Origin of the sequence: Aeromicrobium erythreum (assembly GCF_001509405.1) — a bacterium.
Classification (GTDB): Bacteria; Actinomycetota; Actinomycetes; order Propionibacteriales; family Nocardioidaceae; genus Aeromicrobium; species Aeromicrobium erythreum.
In genome coordinates, this window is record NZ_CP011502.1 from 2,091,104 (window position 1) to 2,117,034 (window position 25,931).

At 70.8% G+C, this 25,931-nt stretch carries 22 protein-coding genes; 2 read left to right on the forward strand and 20 right to left on the reverse strand.

Translation table 11 applies throughout. From position 1 onward, the window contains the following. Positions 1-44: 44 nt before the first annotated feature. The 20 genes from Aeryth_RS09835 to Aeryth_RS09930 all read right to left on the reverse strand — a co-directional run bounded on the left by Aeryth_RS09835 (position 45) and on the right by Aeryth_RS09930 (position 23,861). Complete coding sequence (locus Aeryth_RS09835) at positions 45-2,378, reverse strand: RelA/SpoT family protein (protein WP_083516382.1); 2,334 nt, start codon at positions 2,376-2,378, stop codon at positions 45-47. A 165-nt stretch (positions 2,379-2,543) separates the two neighbouring features. Next, positions 2,544-3,068 carry an adenine phosphoribosyltransferase gene (locus tag Aeryth_RS09840; RefSeq protein ID WP_202967657.1) on the reverse strand — a complete coding sequence of 175 codons (525 nt, stop codon included), beginning with the start codon at positions 3,066-3,068 and terminating at the stop codon, positions 2,544-2,546. 5 nt (positions 3,069-3,073) lie between these two features. Next, the gene (locus tag Aeryth_RS09845; RefSeq protein WP_067857914.1) at positions 3,074-3,523 is read right to left on the reverse strand and encodes a hypothetical protein; all 450 of its coding nucleotides are present in this window, start codon (positions 3,521-3,523) and stop codon (positions 3,074-3,076) included. A 50-nt stretch (positions 3,524-3,573) separates the two neighbouring features. Continuing rightward, positions 3,574-4,707, reverse strand: a complete 1,134-nt coding sequence (gene secF, locus Aeryth_RS09850) for a protein translocase subunit SecF (protein ID WP_067857917.1) — start codon at positions 4,705-4,707, stop codon at positions 3,574-3,576. Then, positions 4,707-6,338, reverse strand: coding sequence for a protein translocase subunit SecD (gene secD / locus Aeryth_RS09855; protein WP_067857921.1), 1,632 nt, complete (start codon positions 6,336-6,338; stop codon positions 4,707-4,709). Before secD ends, secF begins: the two co-directional genes overlap by 1 nt. Next, positions 6,338-6,631 (reverse strand): preprotein translocase subunit YajC, encoded by a 294-nt coding sequence (yajC, locus tag Aeryth_RS09860; protein ID WP_067857924.1) that lies wholly within the window; start codon positions 6,629-6,631, stop codon positions 6,338-6,340. Before yajC ends, secD begins: the two co-directional genes overlap by 1 nt. A gap of 156 nt (positions 6,632-6,787) precedes the next feature. Further along, entirely contained in the window at positions 6,788-7,843 is a 1,056-nt protein-coding gene (gene ruvB / locus Aeryth_RS09865; protein WP_067861586.1) for a Holliday junction branch migration DNA helicase RuvB, read from the reverse strand. A gap of 5 nt (positions 7,844-7,848) precedes the next feature. After that, positions 7,849-8,445: a Holliday junction branch migration protein RuvA gene (ruvA, locus tag Aeryth_RS09870; protein WP_067857927.1), complete on the reverse strand. Its 597-nt coding sequence runs from the start codon at positions 8,443-8,445 to the stop codon at positions 7,849-7,851. Beyond that, entirely contained in the window at positions 8,442-8,984 is a 543-nt protein-coding gene (locus Aeryth_RS09875; protein ID WP_067857930.1) for a crossover junction endodeoxyribonuclease RuvC, read from the reverse strand. The genes ruvA and Aeryth_RS09875 overlap by 4 nt, the downstream gene beginning before the upstream one ends. 832 nt (positions 8,985-9,816) lie before the next feature. Continuing rightward, positions 9,817-10,572, reverse strand: a complete 756-nt coding sequence (locus Aeryth_RS09880; protein ID WP_067857933.1) for a YebC/PmpR family DNA-binding transcriptional regulator — start codon at positions 10,570-10,572, stop codon at positions 9,817-9,819. Positions 10,573-10,613: 41 nt separating this feature from the next. After that, positions 10,614-11,237, reverse strand: a complete 624-nt coding sequence (pdxT, locus tag Aeryth_RS09885) for a pyridoxal 5'-phosphate synthase glutaminase subunit PdxT (protein WP_067857936.1) — start codon at positions 11,235-11,237, stop codon at positions 10,614-10,616. Between the two features lie 326 nt (positions 11,238-11,563). Next, complete coding sequence (pdxS, locus tag Aeryth_RS09890; RefSeq protein WP_067857939.1) at positions 11,564-12,490, reverse strand: pyridoxal 5'-phosphate synthase lyase subunit PdxS; 927 nt, start codon at positions 12,488-12,490, stop codon at positions 11,564-11,566. A 9-nt stretch (positions 12,491-12,499) separates the two neighbouring features. Further along, positions 12,500-14,164, reverse strand: coding sequence for an FAD-dependent oxidoreductase (locus Aeryth_RS09895; protein ID WP_067857942.1), 1,665 nt, complete (start codon positions 14,162-14,164; stop codon positions 12,500-12,502). Between the two features lies 1 nt (position 14,165). Further along, the gene (locus tag Aeryth_RS09900; protein ID WP_067857945.1) at positions 14,166-15,200 is read right to left on the reverse strand and encodes an AurF N-oxygenase family protein; all 1,035 of its coding nucleotides are present in this window, start codon (positions 15,198-15,200) and stop codon (positions 14,166-14,168) included. Between the two features lie 887 nt (positions 15,201-16,087). Next, positions 16,088-16,726: a phosphatidylinositol phosphate synthase gene (gene pgsA / locus Aeryth_RS09905; RefSeq protein WP_067857948.1), complete on the reverse strand. Its 639-nt coding sequence runs from the start codon at positions 16,724-16,726 to the stop codon at positions 16,088-16,090. Beyond that, positions 16,726-17,265, reverse strand: a complete 540-nt coding sequence (locus Aeryth_RS09910; RefSeq protein WP_067857951.1) for an HIT family protein — start codon at positions 17,263-17,265, stop codon at positions 16,726-16,728. The genes pgsA and Aeryth_RS09910 overlap by 1 nt, the downstream gene beginning before the upstream one ends. Before the next feature lie 59 nt (positions 17,266-17,324). Further along, positions 17,325-18,596, reverse strand: coding sequence for a hypothetical protein (locus Aeryth_RS09915; protein WP_144433743.1), 1,272 nt, complete (start codon positions 18,594-18,596; stop codon positions 17,325-17,327). A gap of 327 nt (positions 18,597-18,923) precedes the next feature. Next, positions 18,924-20,909 (reverse strand): threonine--tRNA ligase, encoded by a 1,986-nt coding sequence (gene thrS, locus Aeryth_RS09920; protein WP_067857956.1) that lies wholly within the window; start codon positions 20,907-20,909, stop codon positions 18,924-18,926. Positions 20,910-20,987: 78 nt separating this feature from the next. Next, on the reverse strand, positions 20,988-22,235 hold the full coding sequence (locus tag Aeryth_RS09925) for a saccharopine dehydrogenase family protein (protein WP_067857959.1): 1,248 nt from the start codon (positions 22,233-22,235) through the stop codon (positions 20,988-20,990). Positions 22,236-22,319: 84 nt separating this feature from the next. Continuing rightward, positions 22,320-23,861: an APC family permease gene (locus Aeryth_RS09930; RefSeq protein WP_067857962.1), complete on the reverse strand. Its 1,542-nt coding sequence runs from the start codon at positions 23,859-23,861 to the stop codon at positions 22,320-22,322. Positions 23,862-24,012: 151 nt separating this feature from the next. On the opposite strand from Aeryth_RS09930, the gene Aeryth_RS09935 reads away from it, so the two are divergent. Beyond that, complete coding sequence (locus Aeryth_RS09935; RefSeq protein WP_067857964.1) at positions 24,013-25,428, forward strand: aspartate aminotransferase family protein; 1,416 nt, start codon at positions 24,013-24,015, stop codon at positions 25,426-25,428. A gap of 37 nt (positions 25,429-25,465) precedes the next feature. Next, positions 25,466-25,924, forward strand: a complete 459-nt coding sequence (locus Aeryth_RS09940) for an Lrp/AsnC family transcriptional regulator (RefSeq protein WP_067857968.1) — start codon at positions 25,466-25,468, stop codon at positions 25,922-25,924. Positions 25,925-25,931 lie beyond the last annotated feature (7 nt).

Below are 25,931 nucleotides of genomic sequence, written 5' to 3' on the forward strand. Positions count from 1 at the left end.
TGGGGTCCTGGGCTGGCGGCCAGGACCCCGTCGTCAGGGCAGCGTCACTGGGTGACGCGGTAGACGTCGAAGACGCCCTCGATGTGCCGCACGGCCGCGAGCACGTGGTCGAGGTGCTTCGGGTCGCCCATCTCGAAGCTGAACTTGCTCTTCGCGACTCGGTCGCGCCCGGTGGTCAGCGCCGCCGACAGGATGTTGACGTGCTGGTCGGAGATGATCCGGGTGATGTCGCTGAGCAGGCGCGGCCGGTCGAGCGCCTCGACCTGGATGGCGACGAGGAAGGTGCTGTGCGCCGTGGGGGCCCACTGCACGGGGACCAGACGCTCGGGCTGCGAGCGCAGCGACTGCAGGTTCACGCAGTCCTTGCGGTGCACCGAGACGCCCGAGCCTCGGGTGACGAACCCCTCGATGTCGTCGCCCGGCACCGGCGTGCAGCAGCGGGCGAGCTTGACCATGAGGTCGCCGGAGACGCCCACGACGAGCACACCCGCCTGGCCGTCGCCGCGCGGACGGCGCGAGCCGCTGCCCGGGATGACGGTCGCCTCGGCGAGGTCCTCCTCCGCACCGTCGCGGCCGCCGGACAGGGCGATGACCCGCTCGACGACGTTCTGCGCACCGACGTTGTTCTCCCCCACGGCGGCGTACAGCGCCGAGACGTCGGGAAGGTTGAGGTCCTTGGCGATCGCGTCGAGCGTGTCGTGCTTGAAGATGCGGTGCAGCGGCAGGTTCTCCTTGCGCATCTGCTTCGCGATGAGGTCGCGGCCGTGCTCGATCGCCTCCTCGCGCCGCTCCTTGGTGAACCACTGACGGATCTTGTTGCGCGCGCGCGGGCTCTTGACGAACTCCAGCCAGTCGCGGCTGGGCCCGGCGTCAGGCGACTTGGACGTGAAGACCTCGACGACGTCGCCCGTCTTCAGCTCCGACTCCAGCGAGACGAGCCGTCCGTTCACGCGGGCGCCGATGCACGCGTGGCCCACCTCGGTGTGCACCGCGTAGGCGAAGTCGACCGGGGTGGCCTGGGCGGGCAGCTGGATGACGTCGCCGCGCGGCGTGTAGGCGTACACGCCCGCGCTGTTCATCTCGAAGCGCAGGTTGTCGAGGAAGTCGACGGAGTCCTCGGTCTCGGACTGCCACTGGACCAGCTCGCGCAGCCAGGCCATGTCGTCACTGCCCGGCGAGGCGTTCTTGCCGGTGGCCGGACGCGCGCTGCCGTTCTCCTTGTACTTCCAGTGCGCCGCGACACCGTACTCGGCGCGACGGTGCATGGCGTGCGTACGGATCTGCAGCTCGACCGGCTTGCCCTGCGGACCGATCACGGTCGTGTGCAGCGACTGGTACATGTTGAACTTCGGGACCGAGATGTAGTCCTTGAACCGACCGGGGATCGGGTTCCACCGCGCGTGGAGCACACCCAGCACGCCATAGCAGTCGGCCACGGAGTCGACCAGGATCCGCACGCCGACGAGGTCGAAGATGTCGGTGAACTCGCGCTCGCGGACCAGCATCTTCTGGTAGATCGAGTAGTAGTGCTTGGGCCGGCCACTGACCGTCGCCTTGATCTTCGCGTGCCGCAGGTCGGACTCGACCTCGCCGATGACCCGCTCCAGGAACTGCCCGCGCGACGGCGCACGGTCGGCCACGAGGCGGACGATCTCGTCGTAGACCTTCGGGTGCAGCGTGGAGAACGCGAGGTCCTCGAGCTCCCACTTGATCGTGTTCATGCCGAGCCGGTGCGCGAGCGGCGCGAAGATCTCGACCGTCTCGCGGGCGATGCGCTCCTGCTTGTCCTGGCGCAGGTAGCGCAGCGTGCGCATGTTGTGCAGCCGGTCGGCGAGCTTGATGACGAGCACGCGGATGTCGCGGCTCATCGCGACGACCATCTTGCGGATGGTCTCCGACTGCGCGGAGTCGCCGTACTTGACCTTGTCGAGCTTGGTGACGCCGTCGACGAGCAGCGCCACCTCCTCGCCGAAGTCGGTGCTGACCGCGTCGAGCGTGTAGGGGGTGTCCTCGACGGTGTCGTGCAGGAGCGCGGCGCACAGCGTCGGACCGGTCATGCCCAGCTCGGCGAGGATCGTCGCGACGGCGAGAGGGTGGGTGATGTAGGGGTCGCCGCTCTTGCGCTTCTGACCCTCGTGCATGCGCTCGGCGATCTCGTACGCCTTGCGGATGACGTCGACGTCGGCCTTCGGGTGGTTCTCGCGGTACACGGCGAGCAGCGGGTCGAGCACCGGGTTCTGCGGCGTCGAGCGGCCGCCGATGCGCGCCAGCCGGCTGCGCACCCGGGCGCCCGCCGGGGCGGGGTCGACGCGGGCAGGCTCGGTCGCCGGCGCCACCTCGGGGGCTCCGGCCTGCGGTGTCTCGATGCGATCAGCCACTCACTGCTCCTGTCGTGCCTTCCATCGTAGGCCAGGGGCGGCCACCACCGAAGCGGCGTGTCAGAGGAGCACGTCCAGCAGGGTGGCGGCCGCCGTCAGCACCAGGATGGCGACGAGCACGAGGGCGATGGTGCGGGTGTGTCGAGGGTTCACGGTCTCCGGTCCTCAGTAGCGGCGCAGGCTCACGAGCGGGACGTCCGCGAGCCGCTCGCGGCCTGCGAGCGCCCCGATCTCCAGGACCACGGCGTTGCCCACGACCTGGGCCCCGCAGGTCTGCACCAGCTCGGCGGCCGCGCGCAGCGTGCCGCCGGTGGCCAGGACGTCGTCGACCACGACGACGCGGGCGCCGGGCGCCAGCGCGTCGGTGTGGATCTCCACGGTCGCCTCGCCGTACTCGAGCGCGTAGGTGGCGCGGTGCGTGTCGGCGGGCAGCTTGCCCTCCTTGCGCACCGGCACGAAGCCGACGCCGAGCTCGAGCGCCAGGGGCGCGCCGAAGATGAAGCCACGCGCCTCGACACCGACCACGGCGTCGGGGCGCAGCTCACGGACGGCGTCGGCGAGCGCGGCCGTCACCGCCCCGAACGCGTCCGGGGCGGCGAGCAGCGGCGTGACGTCGCGGAAGGTGACGCCCTGCACCGGCCAGTCCTCGACCGGCCGGACGCAGGCGTCGATCGCCGTAGCGGCGTCCACGGAGGTCAGGACGTCTTCAGGTCGACGTCGCACTCGTCCTTGGCGTGCTTCTCGATCGCGTCGGACGCCTTGGTGAACTTCTCGTCGCCCAGCTTCTGGAACTCCGAGGCCAGACCCTGCAGCTTCGTCATGTCGACGCCCTCGGGCAGGTTGCCCGACTGGACCTTCGCGAGGTCGGACATCTTGAGGCCGGCGTCGTCGAGCGCCTTCTCGACGGAGGTGATGCCGTCGTCGAGCACCTTCCAGTCGCTCTCGATGTCGGAGGGGGCCTCGTCGGCGAGCTTGTGGAACGTCTTGAACGCCTCGTCGATCTTGCCGAGGTCGTTGCTCTCGAGCGAGTCGAACTGCTTCGTGGCGGACTTCAGGTCGGAGCAGTAGGCGCTGCTGCCGGATCCGCAGGCGGTCAGGGTGGTGGTGGCGGCGAGCAGGGCGCCGGCGAGGGCAAGCTTCTTCATGCCCGCAAGCATGTCATGCCGATCCTCGGCCGGCCCACGGCCCCACACCGTCACCGTCCGCTGGACCCGGTGCCGCCCTTGCGCGCCGAACGCGGCGGACGGGACGGCTGGCGACGCTCGCCGGGGCCGCGGACAGCGGCGCCCTGCTCCCCCGCCGCCACCGGATCGGCGTCGTCGGCAGCCGCCTGCTCGGCCGCGACCTGGGCGTCCTTGGCCCGTCGCGCGAGCACCCGCTTCGTGTGCGCCTTGACGGCGGGGTCGCGCTCGCGGAGCTGGACCGCGAGCGGCGTCGCGATGCAGATCGAGGAGTAGGTGCCGGCCGCCATGCCGATGAAGAGGGCCAGGGCGAGGTCCTTGAGCGGGCCCGACCCGAGCACGCCCACGCCGACCACGAGCAGCGCGAGCACCGGCAGCAGGGCCGTGACCGAGGTGTTGATGGACCGCACGAGGGTCTGGTTGACCGCCAGGTTGGCCTGCTCGGCGTACGTGCGGCGGTTCGAGGCCAGCACCCCGTGCGTGTTCTCGCGCACCTTGTCGTAGACGACGACGGTGTCGTAGAGCGAGTAGCCGAGGATGGTCAGGAAGCCCGTGACGGTCGCGGGCGTCACCTCGAAGCCCGACCACGCGTACACACCGGCGGTGATGAGCACGTCGTGCGCGAGCGCGACGACGGCCGCGAGCGACATCCGCCAGTCGCGGAAGTAGGCGGCGATGAACACGACGACGACCACGAGGAACACGAGCAGGCCGGTGAGGGCCTTGCTGGCCACCTGCTTGCCCCACGACGGGCCGATGAGGTTCTGGCTCACCTCGGTCGCGCCGGCGTCGGTGAGCGCCTTCTCGAGCGTGGCGGTCTGGTCCTGCGTCAGGGCACGCACGTCGATGCGGATCGTGTCCTGTCCCGACGTGGTGACGATCGGGTCACCCGCCTCCGGGACACCGGCCTCGTCGATGGCGCGCGTGAGCCGGTCGGCGGTCGCGGTGTCGGCCTGCTGCACCTTGGCGGTGAGCTCGACACCGCCCTTGAACTCGATGCCCAGGTTGAAGCCCTGCACGACGAAGCCGAGCGTGGAGGCCAGGAGGATCACGACGGAGATCGCGTACCAGAGCCGGCGGCGGCCGACGAAGTCGACCGAGACGCGGCCGGTGTAGAGGTGCTGGCCGAAGCTGCTGAGACGTCCCATCAGGCGCGTCCTCCCGTGCGGGCCCGGGCGGGGCCGGACTGGTCGACGGCACGCTCACCGATGCCGAGGTGGGCGGCGTCGAAGCCGGAGAGCTTGTGCCCCTTGCCGAAGAACGTCGTGCTGGCGAGCAGCGACATCAGCGGCTTGGTGAACAGGAACACGACGATGACGTCGATGATCGTCGTCAGGCCGAGCGCGAACGCGAACCCGCGCACCACGCCGATCGCGAAGATGAACAGGATCACCGCGGCGAGCAGCGAGACGCCGTCGGCCGCCAGGATGGTGCGCCGGGCGCGGTCCCACCCCGACTCGACCGCCAGGCGCAACGACTTGCCGTCGCGCACCTCGTCACGGATGCGTTCGAAGAGGACGATGAAGGAGTCGGCGGTGATGCCGATCGCGACGATCAGGCCGGCGATGCCGGGCAGCGTCAGCGTGAAGCCGAGCGACTGCCCGAGCAGCAGGACCATGGCGTAGCTGACGGCGGCGGCCATGAGCAGCGAGCCGATTGCCACGAGGCCGAGCCCCCGGTAGTAGAGCAGCAGGTAGCCCATGACGAGCACGAGGCCGACGCCGCCGGCGAGCAGCCCGGCCTGCAGCTGGCTGCCCGCGAGCGACGGACCCTCCACGGAGACGCCGTTGACCTTGAAGGTCAGGGGCAGCGCGCCGTAGGTGAGCTGGTTGGCGAGCGCCTTGGACGACGTCGAGGTGAAGCTGCCTTGGATCTGGGACTGCCCGTTGCGGATGACCGCCTGCGACGTGGGCGCGCTGAGCACCTCGCCGTCGAGGACGATCGCGAAGCTCTTCTGCTGCGGGGTGAGCGCGGTGGTGACGGCGTCGAAGACCTTGGAGCCGGCGTCGCGCATGGCGATGGAGACGACCCACTGAGACCGCTGGCTGTCGTAGACCTGCTCGGCCTTCTTGACCTGCGAGCCCTCGATCACCGAGGGACTGAGGACGAAGACCTGCCCGTTGGTTGGGTCGCAGGTGACGAGCGGCCGGCTCGGCACGTCCTCGACCTGGTTGCCGTCCGGCGAGCACTGGAACCCGGCGGCCAGCTGCTGCAGCGCGGCGACGCCGTCGGAGTACTGCTTCGGCAGCGTGGCCGGCGAGTCGGTCTCGGCGGCGATCATCTGGTCGAGCGAGAGCTTCGTCCAGTCGACGTCGGCCACGGCCTTCTCGGCCTTCGCGCGCGCGGCGTCGTCGAGCGGCTGGCCGGTGGCGCCCTGGGCCGCGGCCCACACGAGCCGGAAGCGCAGCTGGGCGGTCTTGCCGACCTGGTCGACGATGTTGCCGCGGCGCTCACCAGGGATCTCGATGATGACCTGGTTGCCGCCCTGGGTGGTGACCTCCGCCTCCGACACGCCCGTGGCGTTGACGCGCTGGTCGATGATGTCGCGCGCCTCGCGCAGCTTCTCCGGCGTCACGTCGCCCGAGGAGGCCTCGGCCTGCAGGGTGATGCGGGTGCCGCCCTGCAGGTCGAGGCCGAGACGCGGCTTCCAGACGGCGCCGTCGTCGTGCTTCAGGTCGACGCCGACGAGCAGGCCGTAGAGCGCCACGACCAGCGCGAGGAACAGCAGGAGGGTGCGACGAGGACGCGGGGTCCCGGGTCGGGGCGCAGGTCTGGCCATCAGTCGTTCGGGCTCTCGGGTTCGGGGGTCGGGCTCGGGTCGGCGACCTTCGCGACGGCCTGGCGGTTGACGGTGATCACGGTGTCCGGGGCGATGCGCAGCTCTGCCTCGACGTCGCCGAGGGAGACGAGCTCGCCGTAGATGCCGCTGGCGAGCATGACACGACGGCCGGGCTCGAGGGCGGCCTGGGTGTTCTGGTAGTCCTTCTGCCGCGCCCGCGCCGGTCGCATGACCAGCAGGTAGAAGATCACGAGCAGCAGGACGATCGGCAGGAGGCTGTAGAGGTCGGTCACGGGAGATGCTCCGTCAGGGTGGGATGTCGTCCGCAGGGCGGACCTGGCTCAGGGCCAGGAGGAAGTTTAGACACGCAACCAAGCACCGTGGCCCTTCCCATGCTTCCACGAGGGCGTGTCGGGACGGACGTCTGCCCCGCCGTGGGCGCGCGGCAGCTAGGCGTCGTCGAGCGGGAGCTGCGCCGGGTCGGCCGGCGCGGCGAGCCCGAGGTGACGCCACGCGGCAGGGGTCGCGATGCGACCGCGCGGCGTGCGCGCCAGGAAGCCGAGCCGGACGAGGAACGGCTCGGCGAGCTCCTCGACGGTCTCGCGCTCCTCGCCGACGGCGACGGCGAGGGTGCTGATGCCGACCGGTCCCCCGCCGAAGCTGCCGCAGAGCGCCTGCAGCACAGCGCGGTCGAGCCGGTCGAGTCCGAGGTCGTCGACCTCGTACAGGGCGAGGGCCTTGCGGGCCTCGGGGTGTCCGACGGTGCCGTCGCCGCGGACCTGGGCGTAGTCGCGGACGCGCCGCAGCAGCCGGTTGGCGATGCGCGGGGTGCCCCGAGAACGGGAGGCGATCTCGCGGGCGCCGTCGTCGGAGATGGTGAGGTCGAGCAGCCGGGCCGACCGTTCGACGATCCGTTGCAGCTCGGCGGCCTCGTAGTAGTCGAGCTGCGCGGTGAAGCCGAACCGGTCGCGCAGCGGTCCGGGCAGGAGCCCGGCGCGTGTGGTGGCGCCGACGACGGTGAACGGCGGGATCTCGAGCGGGATCGCCGTCGCCCCCGGGCCCTTGCCGACGACGACGTCGACCCGGAAGTCCTCCATCGCCATGTACAGCAGCTCCTCGGCGGGCCGTGACATGCGGTGGATCTCGTCGATGAAGAGGACGTCGCCCTCGTCGACACCGGACAAGATGGCGGCGAGGTCGCCGGCGTGCTGGATGGCGGGACCGCTGGTGAGCCGCAGGTGCGCGCCGAGCTGGTGGGCGATGATCATCGCGATCGTGGTCTTGCCCAGGCCGGGAGGACCGGAGAGCAGGACGTGGTCGGGCGTGCGGCCTCGCTGCTGCGCTGCCTCGAGCACGAGGGAGAGCTGCTCGCGGACCCGCTCCTGCCCGACCAGCTCCTCGAGGGTGCGTGGGCGCAGGGCGGCGTCGAAGGCGCGGTCGTCGGGGGTGGCCTCGGCGAGGACGGCGTCGAGGTCGGTGAAGGAGTCGCGGTACTCGTCGTGCACGCCGCTCACGCCTTGGACAGGGATCGGAGGGCGAGGCGCAGCAGCTGCCCGACGTCGGGCTCGTCGCCGGCGGAGTCGGCCACGGCGTCGATGGCGCGCTCGGCGTCGCGCGCGGACCAGCCGAGGCTCTGCAGCGCCTCGAGCACCTGGGCCCGCCACGGCTCGCCGTCGCCACCGGTGCCGCCGGACGTCGCGACGGGTGCGGGGCCGACGCGGTCCTTGAGTTCGACGACGATCCGCTCGGCGCCCTTGCGGCCGATGCCGGGCACCGACGTGAGCACCGCGTGGTCGGACTCGGCGATGGCGCGACGCAGCCGGTCGGGCGCGAGGACGGCGAGCATCGCGAGGGCGACCTTGGGCCCGATGCCGCTGGCGGTCTGCACCAGCAGGAACATGTCGCGCTCGTCGGCGTCGGCGAACCCGTAGAGGGTCAGGGAGTCCTCGCGGACGACCAAGGTGGTGGCGAGCTGGGCCTGCTCCCCCAGCCGCAGCCGGGCGATGGTGCCGGGCGTGCAGTGCACGAGGTGGCCGAGGCCGCCCACGTCGATGACGGCGGAGTCGAGCGAGAGGGCGGCCACCTGGCCGCGGACGTGGGCGATCACCGGAGGGACTCCTTGCGCTGGGCAGCGGCGTGGGCCTGCTGCAGACGGTTCTGCGCGCCGCCACGCCAGATCTGGCAGATGGCCAGGGCGAGCGCGTCGGTGGCGTCGACCGGCTTGGGTGCCTCCGCGAGACGCAGCAGCCGCACCACCATGGCCGCCACCTGCGCCTTGTCGGCGCGCCCGCTGCCCGTGACGGCCGCCTTGACCTCGCTGGGCGTGTGCAGCTTGACGTCGACACCGTGCCGCGCCGCCACGAGCATCGCGACCGCGCTCGCCTGCGCGGTGCCCATGACGGTGCTGACGTTGTTCTGGCTGAACACCCGCTCCACGGCCACCACGTGCGGCCGGTGCAGCCGCACTGCCTCCTCCAGCCCCTGCTCCAGCCGGTGCAGACGCCGAGCGGTGTCGAGGTCGGCCGGCGTGCGCAGCACGTCGACGTGCACCATCTCCAGCGGCCGACCGACCGAGCCCTGCACGACACCGAGACCGAGCCGCGTCAGCCCGGGATCGACCGCGAGCACGCGCGTGGGGGAACGCATGTTCGAACGATAACGCGCTGTCGGGACGGCGGGGCGGACGCCACGCCGGGGTTGGGGGTGGGGGTGCTGCCGCAGGGGGTCTCGACCTGCTGGTGCGCTGCCTGCGGGAGTCTCGACCCGCTGGTGCGCTGTCGCAGGAGGTCTTGACCCGCTGGTGCGCTGCCTCGGCGTTCGCTCGGTGTGGTCCCCGAGAGGGCCTCGACCGGGCGGCTGGCACCGCACTGGTCTGGGGTCTCGGGCTGTGGCTTCGGCACGGGGTCGACGCAAGCTTCTGCGTTCGTGTGCGGGAGGGCAAGGCTTCTGCGTTGCCTACGGGATCCCGTCGTGGACGCAGAGGCCTTCGGCCTCGAAGGCGCGAACGCAGAGTCGTGAGCGCTCTTTGCGTTGGGGAGACGCAAGATTCTGCGTTCGCGTGGAACGGTCCACGCAAAAGCAGAATCTTTCCGACGCGGCCCCCCTATCGGTGGATTCTCAACCGCAGAAGCGCTCCTGCAGTTGAGAATCCACCGATAGAACGCGCAAACGCAGAACCGTGGCCCATGGACGCAGCATCGAAGAATCGTGCGTCACCCACAGACCCAAGCCAGACCCCGAGACCCGAAACCAGCCCCAGGCCCGCTGCCGGTCGAGGCCCTTTCGGAGACCACCCCCAGCGAAGGCCGAGGCAGCGCACCAGCAAGGTCACGACGACCGCAGGCAGCGCAGCACCAGGTCACGACCCCCGCAGGCAGCGCACCAGCAGGTCGAGACCCCCTGCGGCAGCGCAGCAGCAGGTCACGATCCCCCGCAGGCAGCGCAGCAACGAGCCACGCCCCCGCACGGGACCCCGACGTCAGTCCTCGTCGAGCTCCGCGAGCACGTCGTCGCTGATGTCGACGTTGGAGAAGACGTTCTGGACGTCGTCGAGGTCCTCGAGGGCGTCGACGAGCTTGATGACCTTCTTGGCGCCGTCGACGTCGACGGGCACCTCGACCGAGGGGACGAAGGAGGCCTCGGCGGAGTCGTAGTCGAGGCCGGCGTCCTGGAGGGCGGAGCGGACGGCGACCAGGTCGGAGGCCTCGCTGATCACCTCGAAGCTCTCGCCGTGGTCCTTGACCTCCTCGGCGCCGGCGTCGAGCACGGCCAGCAGGATGTCGTCCTCGGTGGTGTCCTGCGCGGGCACCTGCACGACACCCTTGCGGTGGAACAGGTAGGCGACGGAGCCGGGGTCGGCGAGCGTCCCGCCGTTGCGCGACACGGCGGTGCGCACCTCCATCGCGGCCCGGTTCTTGTTGTCGGTGAGGCACTCCACCAGGAGCGCGACGCCGCTCGGCCCGTACACCTCGTACATGATCGTGGTGTAGTCGACCACGTCGCCGCCGATGCCGCCGCCGCGCTTGACCGCACGGTCGATGTTGTCGTTCGGGACCGACGACTTCTTCGCCTTCTGGATGGCGTCGTACAGGGTCGGGTTGCCGTCGGGGTCGGGCCCGCCGGTACGCGCCGCCACCTCGATGGTCTTGATCAGCTTGGCGAACATCTTGCCGCGCTTGGCGTCGATGGCGGCCTTCTTGTGCTTGGTCGTCGCCCACTTGGAGTGGCCTGACATCCCGTGCCCCTTTCCGCGCCACCTCGGCAGGTGGCGGATCCCTACATGTCCACGAGGTCCAGGAACAGGCGGTGCAGGCGGAGGTCGTCCCCCACCTCCGGGTGGAACGACGTCGCGAGCAGGGCACCCTGCCGGACCGCGACGATCCTATCGGCTCGCTCGTCGTCGTCGTCCGTCGCCGCGTCCAGCACGACCGGGACGCTGGCGAGCACCTCGACGTCGGGCCCGACCTGCTCCACCCACGGCGCCCGGATGAACACGGCGTGGACGGGGTCCGGGAAGGTCGTGAACGGCACCTGCGCCTCGAAGGAGTCGACTTGGCGACCGAACGCGTTGCGGCGGACGGTGACGTCGAGCCCGCCGAACGTGGTCTGGCCGTCGGCGCCGTCGACGATGCGGTCGGCGAGCATGATCATGCCCGCGCACGTGCCGAACGTCGGCAGCCCCTCGGAGATCCGGCGGCGGAACGCGTCGGCCACGCCGAACACGTCGGCCAGCTTGATCATCGTGGTCGACTCACCGCCCGGGATCACGAGGCCGTCGACCCGGTCGAGCTCCTCCTCGCGGCGCACGGCGACGACGTCCGCCCCCAGCGCCTGGAGGGCCTGCACGTGCTCGCGGACGTCGCCCTGGAGGGCGAAGACGCCGATGGTCGGGGAGGTCACCGGGACAGCCTAGTGACGCCGGTGCGCGTGACGTCGGAGAGGACCCAGCAGGCGGGGGCGGGCGCTGAGCGCCTCACACCCCCGCCGCTCCCTCACGGCATCCCTCCCGATCGGGTCTGGGGTCGGGACCGCACGCACCGGCCTGGTGACGCAGTCCCTGAAGCCGCTCCGAGCACTCCATCCCGGGGCGACGACGTCAGCCTAGCGCGCCCTGGGTCATCACCCGTCGGGGCGGGGCGGCACCGGGCCCGGCGCGCCTCGGGGCCGGGAACGACCGAGGACCCGGCGCCGGCGCCGGGTCCTCCGTCAGGGTCGTGCGGGAGTCGTCACCAGCCGCGCTCGGCGAGGCGGTGCGGCTCGGGGATGTCGTCGACGTTGATGCCGACCATCGCCTCCCCGAGGCCGCGGGAGACCTTGGCGACCACGTCGGGGTCGTCGTAGAACGTCGTGGCCTTGACGATGGCCTCGGCGCGCTGCTGCGGGTTGCCGGACTTGAAGATGCCCGAGCCGACGAACACGCCCTCCGAGCCGAGCTGCATCACGAGCGCGGCGTCGGCGGGCGTGGCGATGCCGCCGGCGGTGAACAGGGTGACGGGCAGCTTGCCGAGCTCGGCGACCTCCTTGACCAGCTCGAAGGGCGCCTGCAGCTCCTTCGCCGCGACGTACAGCTCGTCCTCGCGCAGCGACTGCAGGCGGCGGATCTCGCCGGTGATCTTGCGGATGTGCGTGACGGCGTTCGACACGTCACCGGTGCCGGCCTCGCCCTTGGAGCGGATGAACGCCGCACCCTCGGTGAGCCGGCGCAGCGCCTCGCCGAGGTTGGTCGCACCGCACACGAACGGGACGTTGAAGGCCCACTTGTCGATGTGGTTGGCGTAGTCCGACGGGGTGAGGACCTCGGACTCGTCGATGTAGTCGACGCCGAGGCTCTGGAGCACCTGCGCCTCGGCAAAGTGGCCGATGCGCGCCTTCGCCATGACCGGGATCGAGACGGCCTCGATGATGCCGTCGATGAGGTCGGGGTCGCTCATGCGCGCGACGCCGCCCTGGGCACGGATGTCGGCCGGGACGCGCTCGAGCGCCATGACGGCCACGGCGCCGGCGTCCTCGGCGATGCGCGCCTGGTCGGCGTCGACGACGTCCATGATGACGCCGCCCTTCAGCATCTCGGCCATGCCGCGCTTGACGCGGGCCGTGCCGACGCTGGGGGTGCTGGTGCCGTCGGGGGTCGGGGAGGTCTGCGGGGTGCTCACGGCTCCAGTCTATCGAGCGCTCGCGGCGCCGTTCACGACGTCCAGCATCCGTGCCCGGTCGACGACCTTGCGACGCGGACGGCCCTGCTCGCGTCCGGTGGCGCGCTCGTGCGCGTCGAGGCGTCGCCAGGCGTCCAGGTCGAGCCCCGCGAGGTCCTGCACGCGGCCGGACCGCCCAGGAGGCACGGAAGCCGACTCGGGGTCGAGCCGGCCCAGCGCGACGTCGGCGAGGAGGTGGTTGACAGTCTCCAACGAGCACGACTTGTTGGTGCCGATGAAGCCGGTCGGGCCGCGCTTGGCCCACCCGACGACGTAGGTGCGCGGCAGGAGCGCCCCGTCGGGAGCGTCGAGCACGCGCCCGCCGACGTTCGGGATGCGGTGCGCCACCGGGTCGAACGGCACCCCGGGCACGGGCGTCGAGCGGTAGCCGACCGAACGCAGGACCGACGCGGTGGCGACGTCGTCGAGCTCGCCGGTGGGCACGGCGCGGACGGTGCCGTCGACGTCGGTCTCCAGGCGGGTGCGGGTGAGGCGCACCCCCGTGACCGCACCCTCCCCCAGCACCTCGACCGGGGCGGCGAGGAAGCGCAGGAGCACGTGGCGGCGTCCCGCGACCGGTTCGGCCGTGGTGCCCTCGCGCAGCAGCCGGCTCTTCACGTCGTCGCCGTCGAGCAGGTCGCGCTGCGGCACGACGACGTCGACGTCGGGGTGGTGCAGCAGCCCGACGAGCTCGGGCACGGTGAACGCCGCCTGGGCGGGTCCGCGTCGGGCGACCAGCTCGACGCAGCGCAGCCGGCTGGTCCGCAGGGCCTCGAGGGCGTGGTCGGCGATGTCGGTGCGGGCCAGCTCCGCGGGGTCGCTGAGGAGCACGCGGGCGACGTCGAGGGCGACGTTCCCGTTGCCGACGACCACGGTGCGTTCGGCGTCGAGGTCGATCGGGATGTCCACGTGGTCGGGGTGGCCGTTGTACCAGGCGACGACGGCCGTCGCGGTGGTGTTGCCCGGCAGGTCCTCCCCCGGGATCCCGAGGCGACGGTCGGCGGACGCGCCCGTGGCGTAGACGACTGCGTCGTGGCGCTGCAGGAGCTGCTCGTGGGTGACGTCGACGCCCACCTCGAGCCCGAGCGCGTAGGAGAAGCCGGGCTGCGCCTCGATGCGCGCGAAGAGGTCGGTGATGGCCTTCGTGTGCTGGTGGTCGGGCGCGACGCCGGCGCGCACGAGACCGTGTGGCGTGGGGAGCCGGTCGACGACCGTCACCCGCACACCACGCTGCTTCAGCAGCTCGTCGGCGGCGTACAGCGCAGCGGGCCCCGCGCCGACCACGGCGACGTCGAGCCGGCGTTCCGGCGGCAGCCGGACGACCGGCGGCACGGGCGCCTGCGCCGGACGGGTGCGCGACTCGAGCCCGTTGCCGACGTCGGACCCGACGTGGAACAACGCGTTCAGCTCGACGAAGACCTGCTCGTCGGGAGTGAGCCGCGACGCTGGCTTGATCGCGCCGACGGGGCACGCCCGGACGCACGCGCCGCAGTCGACGCAGGCCTGCGGGTCGATGTAGACCATGTCCGACGTGGCGAAGTCGGGCTCGTCGGGCGTCGGGTGGATGCAGTTGACCGGGCAGGCGAAGGCGCAGGCGGCGTCGCCGCAGCACGCCTGGGTGACGACGTGCGGCACGTCAGGAGGGACCGACCGGGGACGGGTCGGTCAGCCGCGCCGGCGGCTCGCTGCGGTAGCGCGAGGGGCGGCCGTCGATCTTCAGCCAGCGCCACACGCGGCGCGACGAGCGCGTCATGAGCGTCGACTCCTCCGCCAGCATGCGCACGTCGCTGAACAGCTCGGCGAGGAACTCGCGGGACTCGGGCGCGTCCCAGTAGAGCTCGTCGATGACCTCCTGCGGCACGCCCATCTGGGTGCGCAGCTCCTTCGGCGGCACGAGGATGAGGTCGCCGGCGACGCGCATGATGATCGGGAAGAGCATCGACATGATCCAGCGGTCGACCTTCCCGAGGTGGGGGCCGCTGCGCATGACGTAGGCGTGGGCGAAGGAGATGTGGCGTGCCTCCTCCGCGACGTGGATCTGCATGATGCGTCGCATGACCGGCGGCAGGTTCGCGCCCTCGCGCAGCATCCGCTTCTGCGTGTGGTCGATCGGCTCCTCGCCGGCCAGGACCGCGATGAAGAAGCCGAGCGGGTAGCGGGACGCGAACAGCGGGATGACGCCGTGGAGCGCCCGCATCCAGCGCGGCATGCCCGGGACGTCGGCGCCGATGCGGTTGACGCACTCCTGGAACATCTGCGTGTGGTGGCACTCCTCCGTGGCCTCGTGGGTGAGGTAGCGGAACTCGGCCGACCCGTTCGGGCGGGTGAAGACGTACTGCATGATGCCGCGGATCAGCAGGTTCTCGAACTGCAGACCCACCTTGAAGATGTTGGCGTAGCGCCACATCCCGATCTCGATCTGACGCTCGATGGGCAGGTTCTGGTACCAGGGGTGGCGACCGAGCGGGTCGGCCTCGGTGAGCACCCAGTGCCGGTCGTGGGGGTCGATGCGGAAGTCCGGGTCGTCCCACGGGACGTCGACGAACGCGTCGAAGTTCCGGTCGACGGACGCCTGCGACAGGGCCCGGAGCGTCGCCTCGTACTCGGGCGTCGCGAGCGACGCGAGGCTCTCCTGGGTGCGGTCGAGATCCTGCTCGTCCATGAGGGTCATACCGCGAGTATGTGACGGCGGTCGCTATGTGTCAAGGCCAATGTCACATTGATGGTGTCATGGTTTCTGGGCGCATCTTCGTGATGGTTCTCGGATGCCGGGGGCTTGGTGGTGCGCTGCCGCAGGGGGTCTCGTCTTGCTGGTGCGCCGCCTGCGGGGGGTCTGGGCTTGCTGGTGCGCTGCCTGCGGGGGGTCTCGTCGTGCTGGTGCGCTGCCGCGGGGGGTCTCGTCGTGCTGGTGCGCTGCCGCGGGGGGTCTCGTCGTGCTGGTGCGCTGCCCCGGGGGGTCTGGGCTTGCTGGTGCGCTTCCTCGGCTCGTGCTGGGTGTGGTCTCCGAAAGCGCCTCGACCGGGCGGCTGGGTGGCGCGGCGGCTCTGGTTCTCGGGCTGTGGCCTTCGTTGGACGCAAGATTCTGCGTTCGTGCGTGGGGGGCCAAGGCTTCTGCGTCTACTACGGGATCCCGTCACCGACGCAGAAGCGTTCGACCTTCAGCGCACGAAGGAAGAATCGTGGGTGCCCTTGGGGGTGGGGTGGGCAGCGCTTCCCCCTTCCCGTGGCACGGTCCACGAGAAGGGGGAACCTCTGCCACGTCTGGCCCCGTCGGCGGTGGATCCTCCACCTGTACAGCGCTGAGAAGGTGGCAGATCCACCGCCGACGACGATTCGGTGGCAAACCCACCGCTCGACCCTCAACACCGACCCGCAGCCCGAGACCCCGGACCAGCGCCGCTCCCAGCCGCCCGGTCGAGGCCCTTGCGGAGCGCAGGACGAGTCGAAGCCGCGGCAGCGCAGCCCCACCCCAGCAGAGAGCCGCGCCGACGCAGCCCCACCCCGAGTCGAAGCCGCATCAGCGCAGCCCCTCCCGAGAGAGAAGCCGCGCCGACGACGTCAGACGTCCAGGCCCGGCTGTTGCACGGCCTGGCGGTGGACGATCGCCATGCGCTGGAAGACGGTGACGAGGCTGGCGAGGGCGAGGGCCCACAGGGTCACCTCGCGCAGCACCGGGAGGTCGAGCAGGCCGGAGAAGCCGGTCATGACGAGGATGGCGACGAGCCGGTCGGCGCGCTCGGCGATGCCGCCCTTGGCCTGCATGCCGAGGCTCTCGGCGCGGGCGCGGGCGTACGACGTGAGGCTGCCGAGCACGAGGCAGGCGAGGCTGAGGCCGAGGTACAGGTCGGCCGGGCCGAGCGTCGACTCCGCGTCGGGGCGCGTGTAGTAGAGCAGCAGACCGCCGAAGACGGCCGCGTCGCCGACCCGGTCCAGCGTGGAGTCCAGGAACGCCCCCCACTTCGACGACTGCCCGGACTTGCGGGCCATGTAGCCGTCCATGAGGTCGCTGAACACGAACGCCGTGACCACCATGACGCCGATGAAGAACTGCCCGCGCGGGAAGAACCACAGGGCGCCGGCGCTGACGCCGAGCGTGCCGACGATGGTCACGTGGTCGGGCTTCACGCCGAGGCGCAGCAGGAGGTCGGCCAGCGGGGACCACACGTTGGTCCAGAACTGGCGGAAGCGTTCGAGCATCAGAGGTCCCCAAGGGTGGTCGAAGTGGTGGTGGGGGCTGCGGGCCAGGCCTCGGCCAGCAGGTCGCGGGTGTCCTCGAGCAGCTGCGGCAGCGTCTTGGTGCGGCCGAGCACGGTCATGAAGTTGGCGTCGCCCGACCAGCGCGGGACGACGTGCTGGTGCAGGTGCTGCGACAGCGACCCGCCGGCCACGCCGCCCAGGTTGAGGCCGACGTTGAACCCCTGCGGCGCCGACACGGCGCGGATGGTGCGCAACGCCGTCTGCGTCAGGGCCGCGACCTCGGCGGTCTCGTCGGCCGTGAGCTCGGTGTAGTCGGCGACGTGCCGGTTCGGCACGACCATGAGGTGCCCGGGGTTGTACGGGTAGAGGTTGAGCACGACGAAGCAGGTGGCACCGCGGTGCACGACGAGCTCGGACTGCGCTCCCCCGGCCGCGATGCGGCAGAAGGGGCACGTGTCGTCGGGCTCGGGCTCCTCGCCGCGCACGTAGGACATGCGGTACGGCACCCAGAGACGCTCCAGGCGGTCGTCGAGGCTCACCCGACCACCCTAGACGAGGGGTTCACCGCGGCTGCCGGGACCGACGCGGTGGAGCGAGGTCAGCGGTTCCGGATGGTCCAACGACCGCGCGCCACCATGATCTGCTCCAGTCCGCCGCCATAGGACGGAGCCCAGATGGTGAGTCGGTACTGTCGCGTGCGTCGAGTGTCGTTGTCGAGGCGGAGGCGGACCCGACCGTCCTTGCCGATCGTGCGCTCCCGCCCGGCGGGCGACCACCCGTCCCGGGTCCTCAGCTCGAGCCACGCCTTCAGTCCCGCTCCGTCCTTCACCGTCACGGTGCGGGTGACGGGATGGTAGGCCCGCGCTCGCGTGGTGCGTGAGGGAAACGACGGGCGGGGCAGCAGTCGGACGTCCGCACCGACCCGACCCGCCGACTCGGTCGCGGTAACGGCGGAGGCGAGCTCGACGTGGCCACCTCCGCGAATGACGTGATCCTGTCGCCCGATGCGGAAGTCGGTGCCACGAGTCAGCACGATGTCGGACAGGGTCGTGGCCGCCCGCGCACCCCACGCCCTGAAGCGCGCGGTGACGATCCTCGAGGCGCCGTCGAGCTCGACCGGACGCCAGTACTGCTGATGCTGCGTCACCACGAGCGTGAAGCGCGTCCCGCGGGGCATCCACCACACGTCCTGGCGGCGACGACCCAGCGAGTGGGCTCGTGCTTCCGGCACCGTGACGCCCAGTCGCGTGTCGTCGGGAACGAGGGTGACGTTCGCGGTGTCGGCGACCTGGCGCCGTTGCCCGGCTCGGACCTGCTCGACGGTGAGGGAGAAGGGGCCGGTGGTCGGCGGATAGGTCATGAGGCTCCAGACGCGACGATTCACGTCGACCCGGCCGAGCAGCGTGCGCTGACCCGTGATCCCGTGAGTTGCCCAGACCTCCAGCTGCACGTCGCGCGCTGGCGCCTCGGCGCAGGCTCCGGACTCGTCGGCCACCTCGTAGAGCGGCGAGAGCCCCAGCACGTCGACGCCGTGAGACCACTTCTTGGTCGTTGGTTCGCTGATCTGTACCGAGGCCTCACGCAGCAGGGCGGCGCGGGAAGGGTGGTAGAAGACGGAGGCGTCGAGGTAGTGCCACGTGTCTTTGACCAGGACGAGGGACCGGACGTGGCCTCGCCCCGTCTCACCCAGCGAGGCCTCCACGGGCGGCGGGACCGCCAGGCCGTCCTCCCGCACGGCAACGGCGTCCGTGGAGACCCACGGACCGTTCGAGCTGGTGCGGTACTCCCACCGGATCAGCTGGCCGGTGCGAGGCCCGTCAGCCCCGACGGAGCGCACGACGGGAAGCTGCAACGGGTCGGTTCCCTCCACGCATCGGGTCCGCGGCCCGACCGGGCCGATGTAGGAATCCCCCGCGTCCGCGGGGGCAGCCGCTGACCCGAGAAGGCCGATGGTGAGCAGGAGGGCGACGCCAAGAACGATCGAGCGTGACCGCGCCGAGCCGATCACCGACGACGCACTTTCCGGGAGCCGGAGACGACGAGCGACCCTCGGACGGCCCTCGCTCGGACCAGCTCTCGTTCGACGACGGCGGCGAAGCTGCATCTGCTCACGGCGCGACCCTAGGGCAACGACGTCGCCCCCGTCCCCGGATCACGGGGAACGAGGGCGACAGCCGTACGGATGTGCTGGTGCTGCTCAGACCTGCTCGCGCGACGCCACGGCCTCGAGGATGCGGCGCACCGCGTCGTCGACGGGCACCCCGTTCTCCTGCTCGCCGTTGCGGTAGCGGAACGAGACGGCGTCGGCCTCGATGTCGCGGTCGCCGACGAGCAGCATGAAGGGCACCTTCTGCGTCTGGGCGGTGCGGATCTTCTTCTGCATGCGCTCGTCGGAGTCGTCGACCTCGAAGCGGATGCCCGCACCGCGGAGCCGCTGGCCCAGCGTGTGCAGGTAGTCCGAGTGCCGCTCGGCGACCGGGATGCCGACCGCCTGGACGGGCGCGAGCCACGGAGGGAAGGCGCCGGCGTAGTGCTCGACGAGCACGCCGAGGAACCGCTCGATCGAGCCGAACTTCGCCGAGTGGATCATCACCGGCTGCTGGCGCGTGCCGTCGGCGGCCACGTACTCCAGGTTGAACCGCTCCGGCGACGGCTGGTTGAAGTCGTACTGCACCGTGCCCATCTGCCAGGTGCGACCGATCGCGTCGCGCGCCTGCACCGAGATCTTCGGGCCGTAGTAGGCCGCGCCGCCCGGGTCGGGCACGAGCTCGATCCCGGTCTCCGCGGCCACGTCGGCGAGCACCTGCGTGGCGAGCTCCCAGTCCTCGTCGGACCCGATGAACTTGTCCTTCGACGCGTCGCGGGTCGACAGCTCGAGGTAGAAGTCGTCGAGGCCGAAGTCGCGCAGCAGGCTGAGCATGAAGTTCAGCAGGTGACGCACCTCGTCGGGCGCCTGCTCGGGGGTGACGTAGGAGTGCGAGTCGTCCTGCGCGAAGCCGCGCACGCGCGTGAGGCCGTGGATGACGCCGGACTTCTCGTTGCGGTACACGTGCCCGAACTCGAAGAAGCGCAGCGGCAGCTCGCGGTAGGAGCGCTGCCGGGAGCGGTAGATGATGTTGTGCATCGGGCAGTTCATCGCCTTGAGGCGGTAGTCCTGGCCGTCGACGTCGAGCGCCGGGAACATCCCCTCGCCGTAGTACGGCAGGTGGCCCGACGTGTGGAACAGGCCCTCCTTGGCGATGTGCGGGGTGCCGACGTACTCGAAGCCCTCCTCGATGTGCCGACGACGGACGTAGTCCTCCATCTCGCGCTTGATCACGCCACCGCGCGGGTGGAAGACGGGCAGGCCGGAGCCGATCTCGTCGGGGAAGGAGAACAGGTCGAGCTCGGTGCCGAGGCGGCGGTGGTCGCGACGCTGCGCCTCCTCGAGGCGGTGCAGGTACTCCTCCTGCGCCTCCTTGGTGGGCCAGGCGGTGCCGTAGATGCGCTGCAGCTGCTTGTTCTTCTCGTCGCCGCGCCAGTACGCGGCGGCCGAGCGCATGAGCCGGAAGGCGGGGATGCGCTTGGTCGTGGGCAGGTGCGGGCCCCGGCAGAGGTCCTTCCAGGCCAGCGATCCGTCGCGCTTGACGTTGTCGTAGATGCTGAGGCCGCCCTCGCCGACCTCGACGCTCGCGCCCTCGGTGGAGCCGGCGCTCGACTTCAGGCCGATGAGCTCGAGCTTGTACGGCTCGTCGGCGAGCTCCTCGCGCGCGGCGTCGTCGCTGATCTCGCGGCGGTCGAAGCGCTGGCCCTCCTTGACGATCTTCTTCATGCGCGACTCGATGGCCTGCAGGTCCTCGGGCTTGAACGGCTCGGCGACGTCGAAGTCGTAGTAGAAGCCGTCGGTGATCGGCGGGCCGATGCCGAGCTTGGCCTCCGGGAACAGCTCCTGCACGGCCTGCGCCATCACGTGGGCGGTGGAGTGGCGCAGGATGTCGAGGCCGTCGGGGCTGTCGAGCGTCACCGGGACCACGGTCTGGCCCTCGACGAGCAGCGTCGACAGGTCACGCAGGTCGCCGTCGATGCGCGCGGCGACGACGTCGGGCTGCTCGGCGAAGAGCTGCCACGCCTTCGTCCCCTCGTCGACGGTCTGGGGTGCGGCCTCGGCCCCCGCCTCGGCGGCGACGTGCACGGTGACGGACATGGCGGTGCTCCATTCTGGTCCCGACGACCCCTACGACTGGGCCGTTCTGCTTGGCCACACCCTAGGGCCTGCGCGGGATCAGGAGTCCCGCTGGCCCCACGGGGAGCCGTAGGCGGTGAGCAGCTCCAGGAACGGCACCGCGTCGAAGGCCTCGGGACCGAGCACGCCCGCCCCGCTCCAGGTGCCGTCGGCGAGCAGCTCGAGCGCGACTACGGGGTTCACGGCGGTCTGCCACACGACGCACTGGTGGCCGTACTCCTGCATCGCCCACTCGTTGTCGACGACGTGGTACAGGTACGTCTCGCGCTCCTGCCCGTCCTTGCCGATGCCGGTGACCCAGAGCCCGGCGCAGGTCTTGCCGGTCATGCGTGGGCCGATGGTCGCGGGGTCGGGCAGGCAGGCGGCGACGACGTCACGGGGCGAGACCTCGACGGGTCCGCCTGCCGACGGCACGCGGACGGGGGTGGTGCTGTCGAGCCCGACGTCGTGCAGGGCCTTGAGGACGTTGATGAAGTCCTCCCCCAGCCCGTACTTGAACGTCACCCGCTCGGCGTCGACCCAGCGCGGCATGAGGAGCACCTCCTCGTGCTCGACGTTGACGCACTCGACGGGCCCGATGCCCTCGGGGAAGTCGAACACCTCGGGCTCGGAGAACGGCGGCGTCACGAACCAGCCGCCGTCGGGCTCGTCGGCGCGCGCCTTCTCCCAGACGACGGGCGGGTTGAGGCACTCCTCGATCGTCGTCCAGATCGAGAAGGACGGCGCGAACACCTCGTTGCCGTGCTCGTCGTGCACCGCCAGGTTGGCGCCGTCGCGGGTGCCCAGGTCACGGATCTCGCTGAACAGGTGGTCGGCCGCGTACCGGGCGAACACGTCGGAGAGGCCAGGCTCCACGCCCATGCCGACGAGGGCGAGACGACCGGCCGACTCCCACTGGTCGGCGACGGCGAACTGGTCGTCGCCGAGCTTCTTCCCGACCTTCGCGTAGGGCTCCTCGGGGTGGCGCGTCGACAGCGACATCGCCATGTCGAGGTAGTCGGCGCCGGCGGCGAAGGCGCCGTCGAAGATCGACATGACGAACCGTGGGTCGACGGCGTTCATGACGTGGGTGACGTCGTGCTCACGGCACAGGGCCGCGACGTCGTCGGCCGACGACGCGTCGACGCGGGCTGCCACGAAGCGGTCGTCGTCGAGGGCGTCGACGGCGGCACGGGCGCGCGACTCGTCGTAGTCGGCGACGACCACGAGCTCGAAGAAGTCGCGACGTGCGGCGATGGCCGTGAAGGCGGCGCCGACGCCGCCGGAGCCGACCAGCAGGATCTTCATGTCTCTCCTCGGAGGTGTCCCGGGTCGGGACGGTGTGCAGTGGTGGGGCGGGGTGGTGAGCAGGGGGCGGGGTGCGGCGACGACTCAGTCGAGGGCCGCGCCGGGACGCGTCGGGCCGAGCGCCGCCAGCGCCACCTCGTCGGAGACGGTCTCGAAGCCCTTGCGCGTGAAGAAGGTGGCGCCGACGGTGAACCGCCAGACGACCATGAGCACGAGGCCGAGCACCAGGAAGACGACGGCGATGGCGAGCGGCAGCCCGACGCCGAGCACCGACGAGCCGCTGTAGGAGGCGCCCGGGTCGGAGAGGTCGAGCACGGACTCGTACAGGAGGTAGAACAGGGTGCCGGCGCCGACGAGCGGCCCCACGCCGATGAACAGGAACGCCTTGACCGACGTGAAGAGCCGCCGACGCCAGTAGATGGCGCACGCCAGTCCGGTGAGGCCGTAGTAGAAGGCGATCATCAGCGACAGCGCCGAGATCGAGTCGAACAGGAAGTTGTCGCTGATCGCGCTCGCGCCGACGTACCATGCGATGGCCACGGCGCCGATGAACCACGTGCTGAACGACGGCGTCCCGTACCGCTCGTGGATGCGGGCGAACACCTTCGGGAACGCCCCGGCGCTCGCCATCGAGAGCGACACACGCGACGCGGGGAGGATGGTCGTCTGCGTCGAGGCGATGCCCGAGGTGATGATCGAGAGCAGCAGCACGAAGGCGAACGGACCCATGACGAGGTCGCCGACGGCACCGAACAGCGCGTCGTCGTCCTCGTAGCCGGTGACGAAGTCGACGCCTCCGGCGGCGATGGTCACGATCCCGACGCCCAGGTAGGTCGCGACGAGGATGACCGTGCTCCAGATGCCGGCGCGGCCGGGCGTGGTGTCGCCGTCGGTCGACTCCTCGGAGAGGTTCACCGCGCTCTCCCAGCCCCAATAGATGAAGACGCCGATGAGCAGGCCGCTGACGAGCTCGTGGGAGTCGAGTCCGGCGGGGCTGAGCCAGCTCCAGCTCGGCGTCGTCGCGCCGGCGGGCAGCGAGCCGGTCGCGAGCCGCACGGCGGCGACGCCGACGAAGAGGAGCAGCGCGCCGACCTGCGCGAAGACGAGCCAGACCTGGAACCTCGCCGACGCCTCGGTGCCGCGGACGCACAGCCACGTCATGACGACGACGATGGCCACGGCGATCGTCACGACGACCGGGCGGTTGGCGGCCAGCGAGTCGGCGCCGACCATGACGAAGAGGTAGCGCGCGGCGACGTCGGCGAGGGAGCCGATCACCAGCACGCCGGTGGTGAAGACGGCCCAGCCGCCCATCCAGCCGATCCACGGGCCCATCGCGCGGGTGACCCACGAGAACGTGGTGCCGCAGTCGGTGTCGGCCCGGTTCATGTACAGGAACGCACCGGCGATGAGGAACATCGGCACGAACGACAGCCACAGCACCGCCGGGGCGTGGATGCCCGCCACCACCACCATCGAGCCGAGCACGGCGGCGATCGAGTACGCCGGTGCGGTCGCGTCGAGCCCGATCGACAGGCCTTCCCAGAAGCCGATCGCGTTGGCCTTCAGACCCTTGCTGCCCGTGGGGGCCACGTCGGCGGCTCCCGGTCCCACGTCCTGCGCCATGGGTGCTCCTCTCCCGTCGACTCGTTGCAGGAACTCTGCACCCGCTCGACGGAATCCACAAGAGTCGTCACACGATCGTTACGTGTTCAGTCGCCTCGACCCTTGCATTCGACGCATTCCGTCGCGAATACTCGCAGTGATCGGAGGAACCATGACCCACCCCACGCTCGACCCCCACCGCGCCCCCGGCATCGACGAGCAGCTCGCGCGACGCCAGAAGGCCGCACGCGACCACCTCTGGATGCACTTCGCGCCCCTGAAGGACGCCGACGCCGCCGACGTGCCCGTGATCGTGCGGGGCGAGGGTTGTTACGTCTGGGACGACCGGGGCCGGCGGTATCTCGACGGCCTCGCCGGTCTCTTCGTCGTGCAGGCCGGCCATGGTCGGCGTGAGCTCGCCGAGGCGGCGGCACGCCAGGCGCAGGACCTCGCGTTCTTCCCGCTCTGGTCGTACGCGCACCCCACGGCCATCGACCTCGCGGAGCGGATCGCGTCGCTGGCGCCCGGCGACCTGAACCGCGTGTTCTTCTCCAGCGGCGGCGGGGAGGCCGTGGAGACGGCGTGGAAGCTGGCGAAGAACTACTTCAAGCTCGTCGGCAAACCGATGAAGCACAAGGTGATCAGCCGTTCGGTGGCCTACCACGGCACCACGCACGGGGCGCTCTCCATCACGGGTCTCCCGACGCTGAAGCAGCAGTTCGAGCCGCTCGTGCCGTCGACGTTCCGGGTGCCCAACACCAACCACTACCGGGCCCCGCAGCACGCCGACGACCTCGAGGCCTTCGGGCGCTGGGCCGCCGACCAGATCGAGGTGGCCATCGAGGCCGAGGGTCCCGAGACGGTCGCCGCCGTGTTCCTGGAGCCGGTGCAGAACGCCGGCGGGTGCTTCCCGCCGCCGCCCGGCTACTTCCAGCGGGTGCGCGAGATCTGCGACCGCCACGACGTGCTGCTGGTCTCCGACGAGGTGATCTGCGCCTTCGGACGTCTCGGCACCACGTTCGGGGCCGAGCGCTACGGCTACGTGCCCGACATGATCACCTGCGCGAAGGGGCTGACGTCGGGCTACTCCCCCCTCGGCGCGACGATCGTCAGCGACCGCATCGCCGAGCCCTTCCAGCGCACCGGCGAGATGTTCGCGCACGGGTACACGTTCGGCGGGCACCCCGTCTCCTGCGCCGTGGCCCTGGCCAACCTCGACCTCTTCGAGCGCGAGGGCCTGCTGCAGCACGTGCGGTCCACGGAGGGCGCCTTCCGCAGCACCCTGGAGCGGCTGGGCGACCTGCCGATCGTCGGCGACGTGCGCGGCGACGGCTTCTTCTACGGGATCGAGCTGGTGAAGGACAAGGACACGAAGGAGACCTTCACGCCAGAGGAGTGCGACCGGCTCCTGCGCGGATTCATGTCGCACGCGCTGCTCGACGCCGGCCTCTACTGCCGCGCCGACGACCGGGGCGACCCGGTGGTCCAGCTGGCGCCGCCCCTGGTGGCCGGGCAGGCCCAGTTCGACGAGATCGAGCAGGTGCTGCGTAGCGTGCTGACGGAGGCGTGGGCCAAGATCTCCGCATGAACGTTCGCCAGTCCCCCTCCGTCGCCGAGGCGACACCGTGAGCGCGCCGGTGCTCGACGAGGTCGCCAAGCGCATCATCGCGCTGCTGCAGGTCGACGGCCGCATGTCGTACGCGGCCATCGGCAAGGAGGTCGGGCTCTCGGAGGCCGCCGTGCGCCAGCGCGTGCAGAAGCTGACGGACTCCGGCGTCATCAACATCGTCGCGGTCACCGACCCGATGCAGCTCGGCTTCGCGCGGGAGGCGCTCATCGGCATCCGCGGCAAGGGTCCGCTGGAGCCGCTCGCCGAGAGCCTCGCCGAGATCCCCGAGGTCGACTACGTGGTCATCACAGCGGGCTCGTTCGACATCATCCTCGAGCTCGTCTGCGAGACCGACGAGCACCTGCTGCAGGTGCTGTCGGAGAACATCCGCGCCCGCGACGACGTCGTCAGCACCGAGACGTTCACCTACCTGAAGCTGGTCAAGCAGACGTACACCTGGGGCGTCCCCGACTGACCCGACC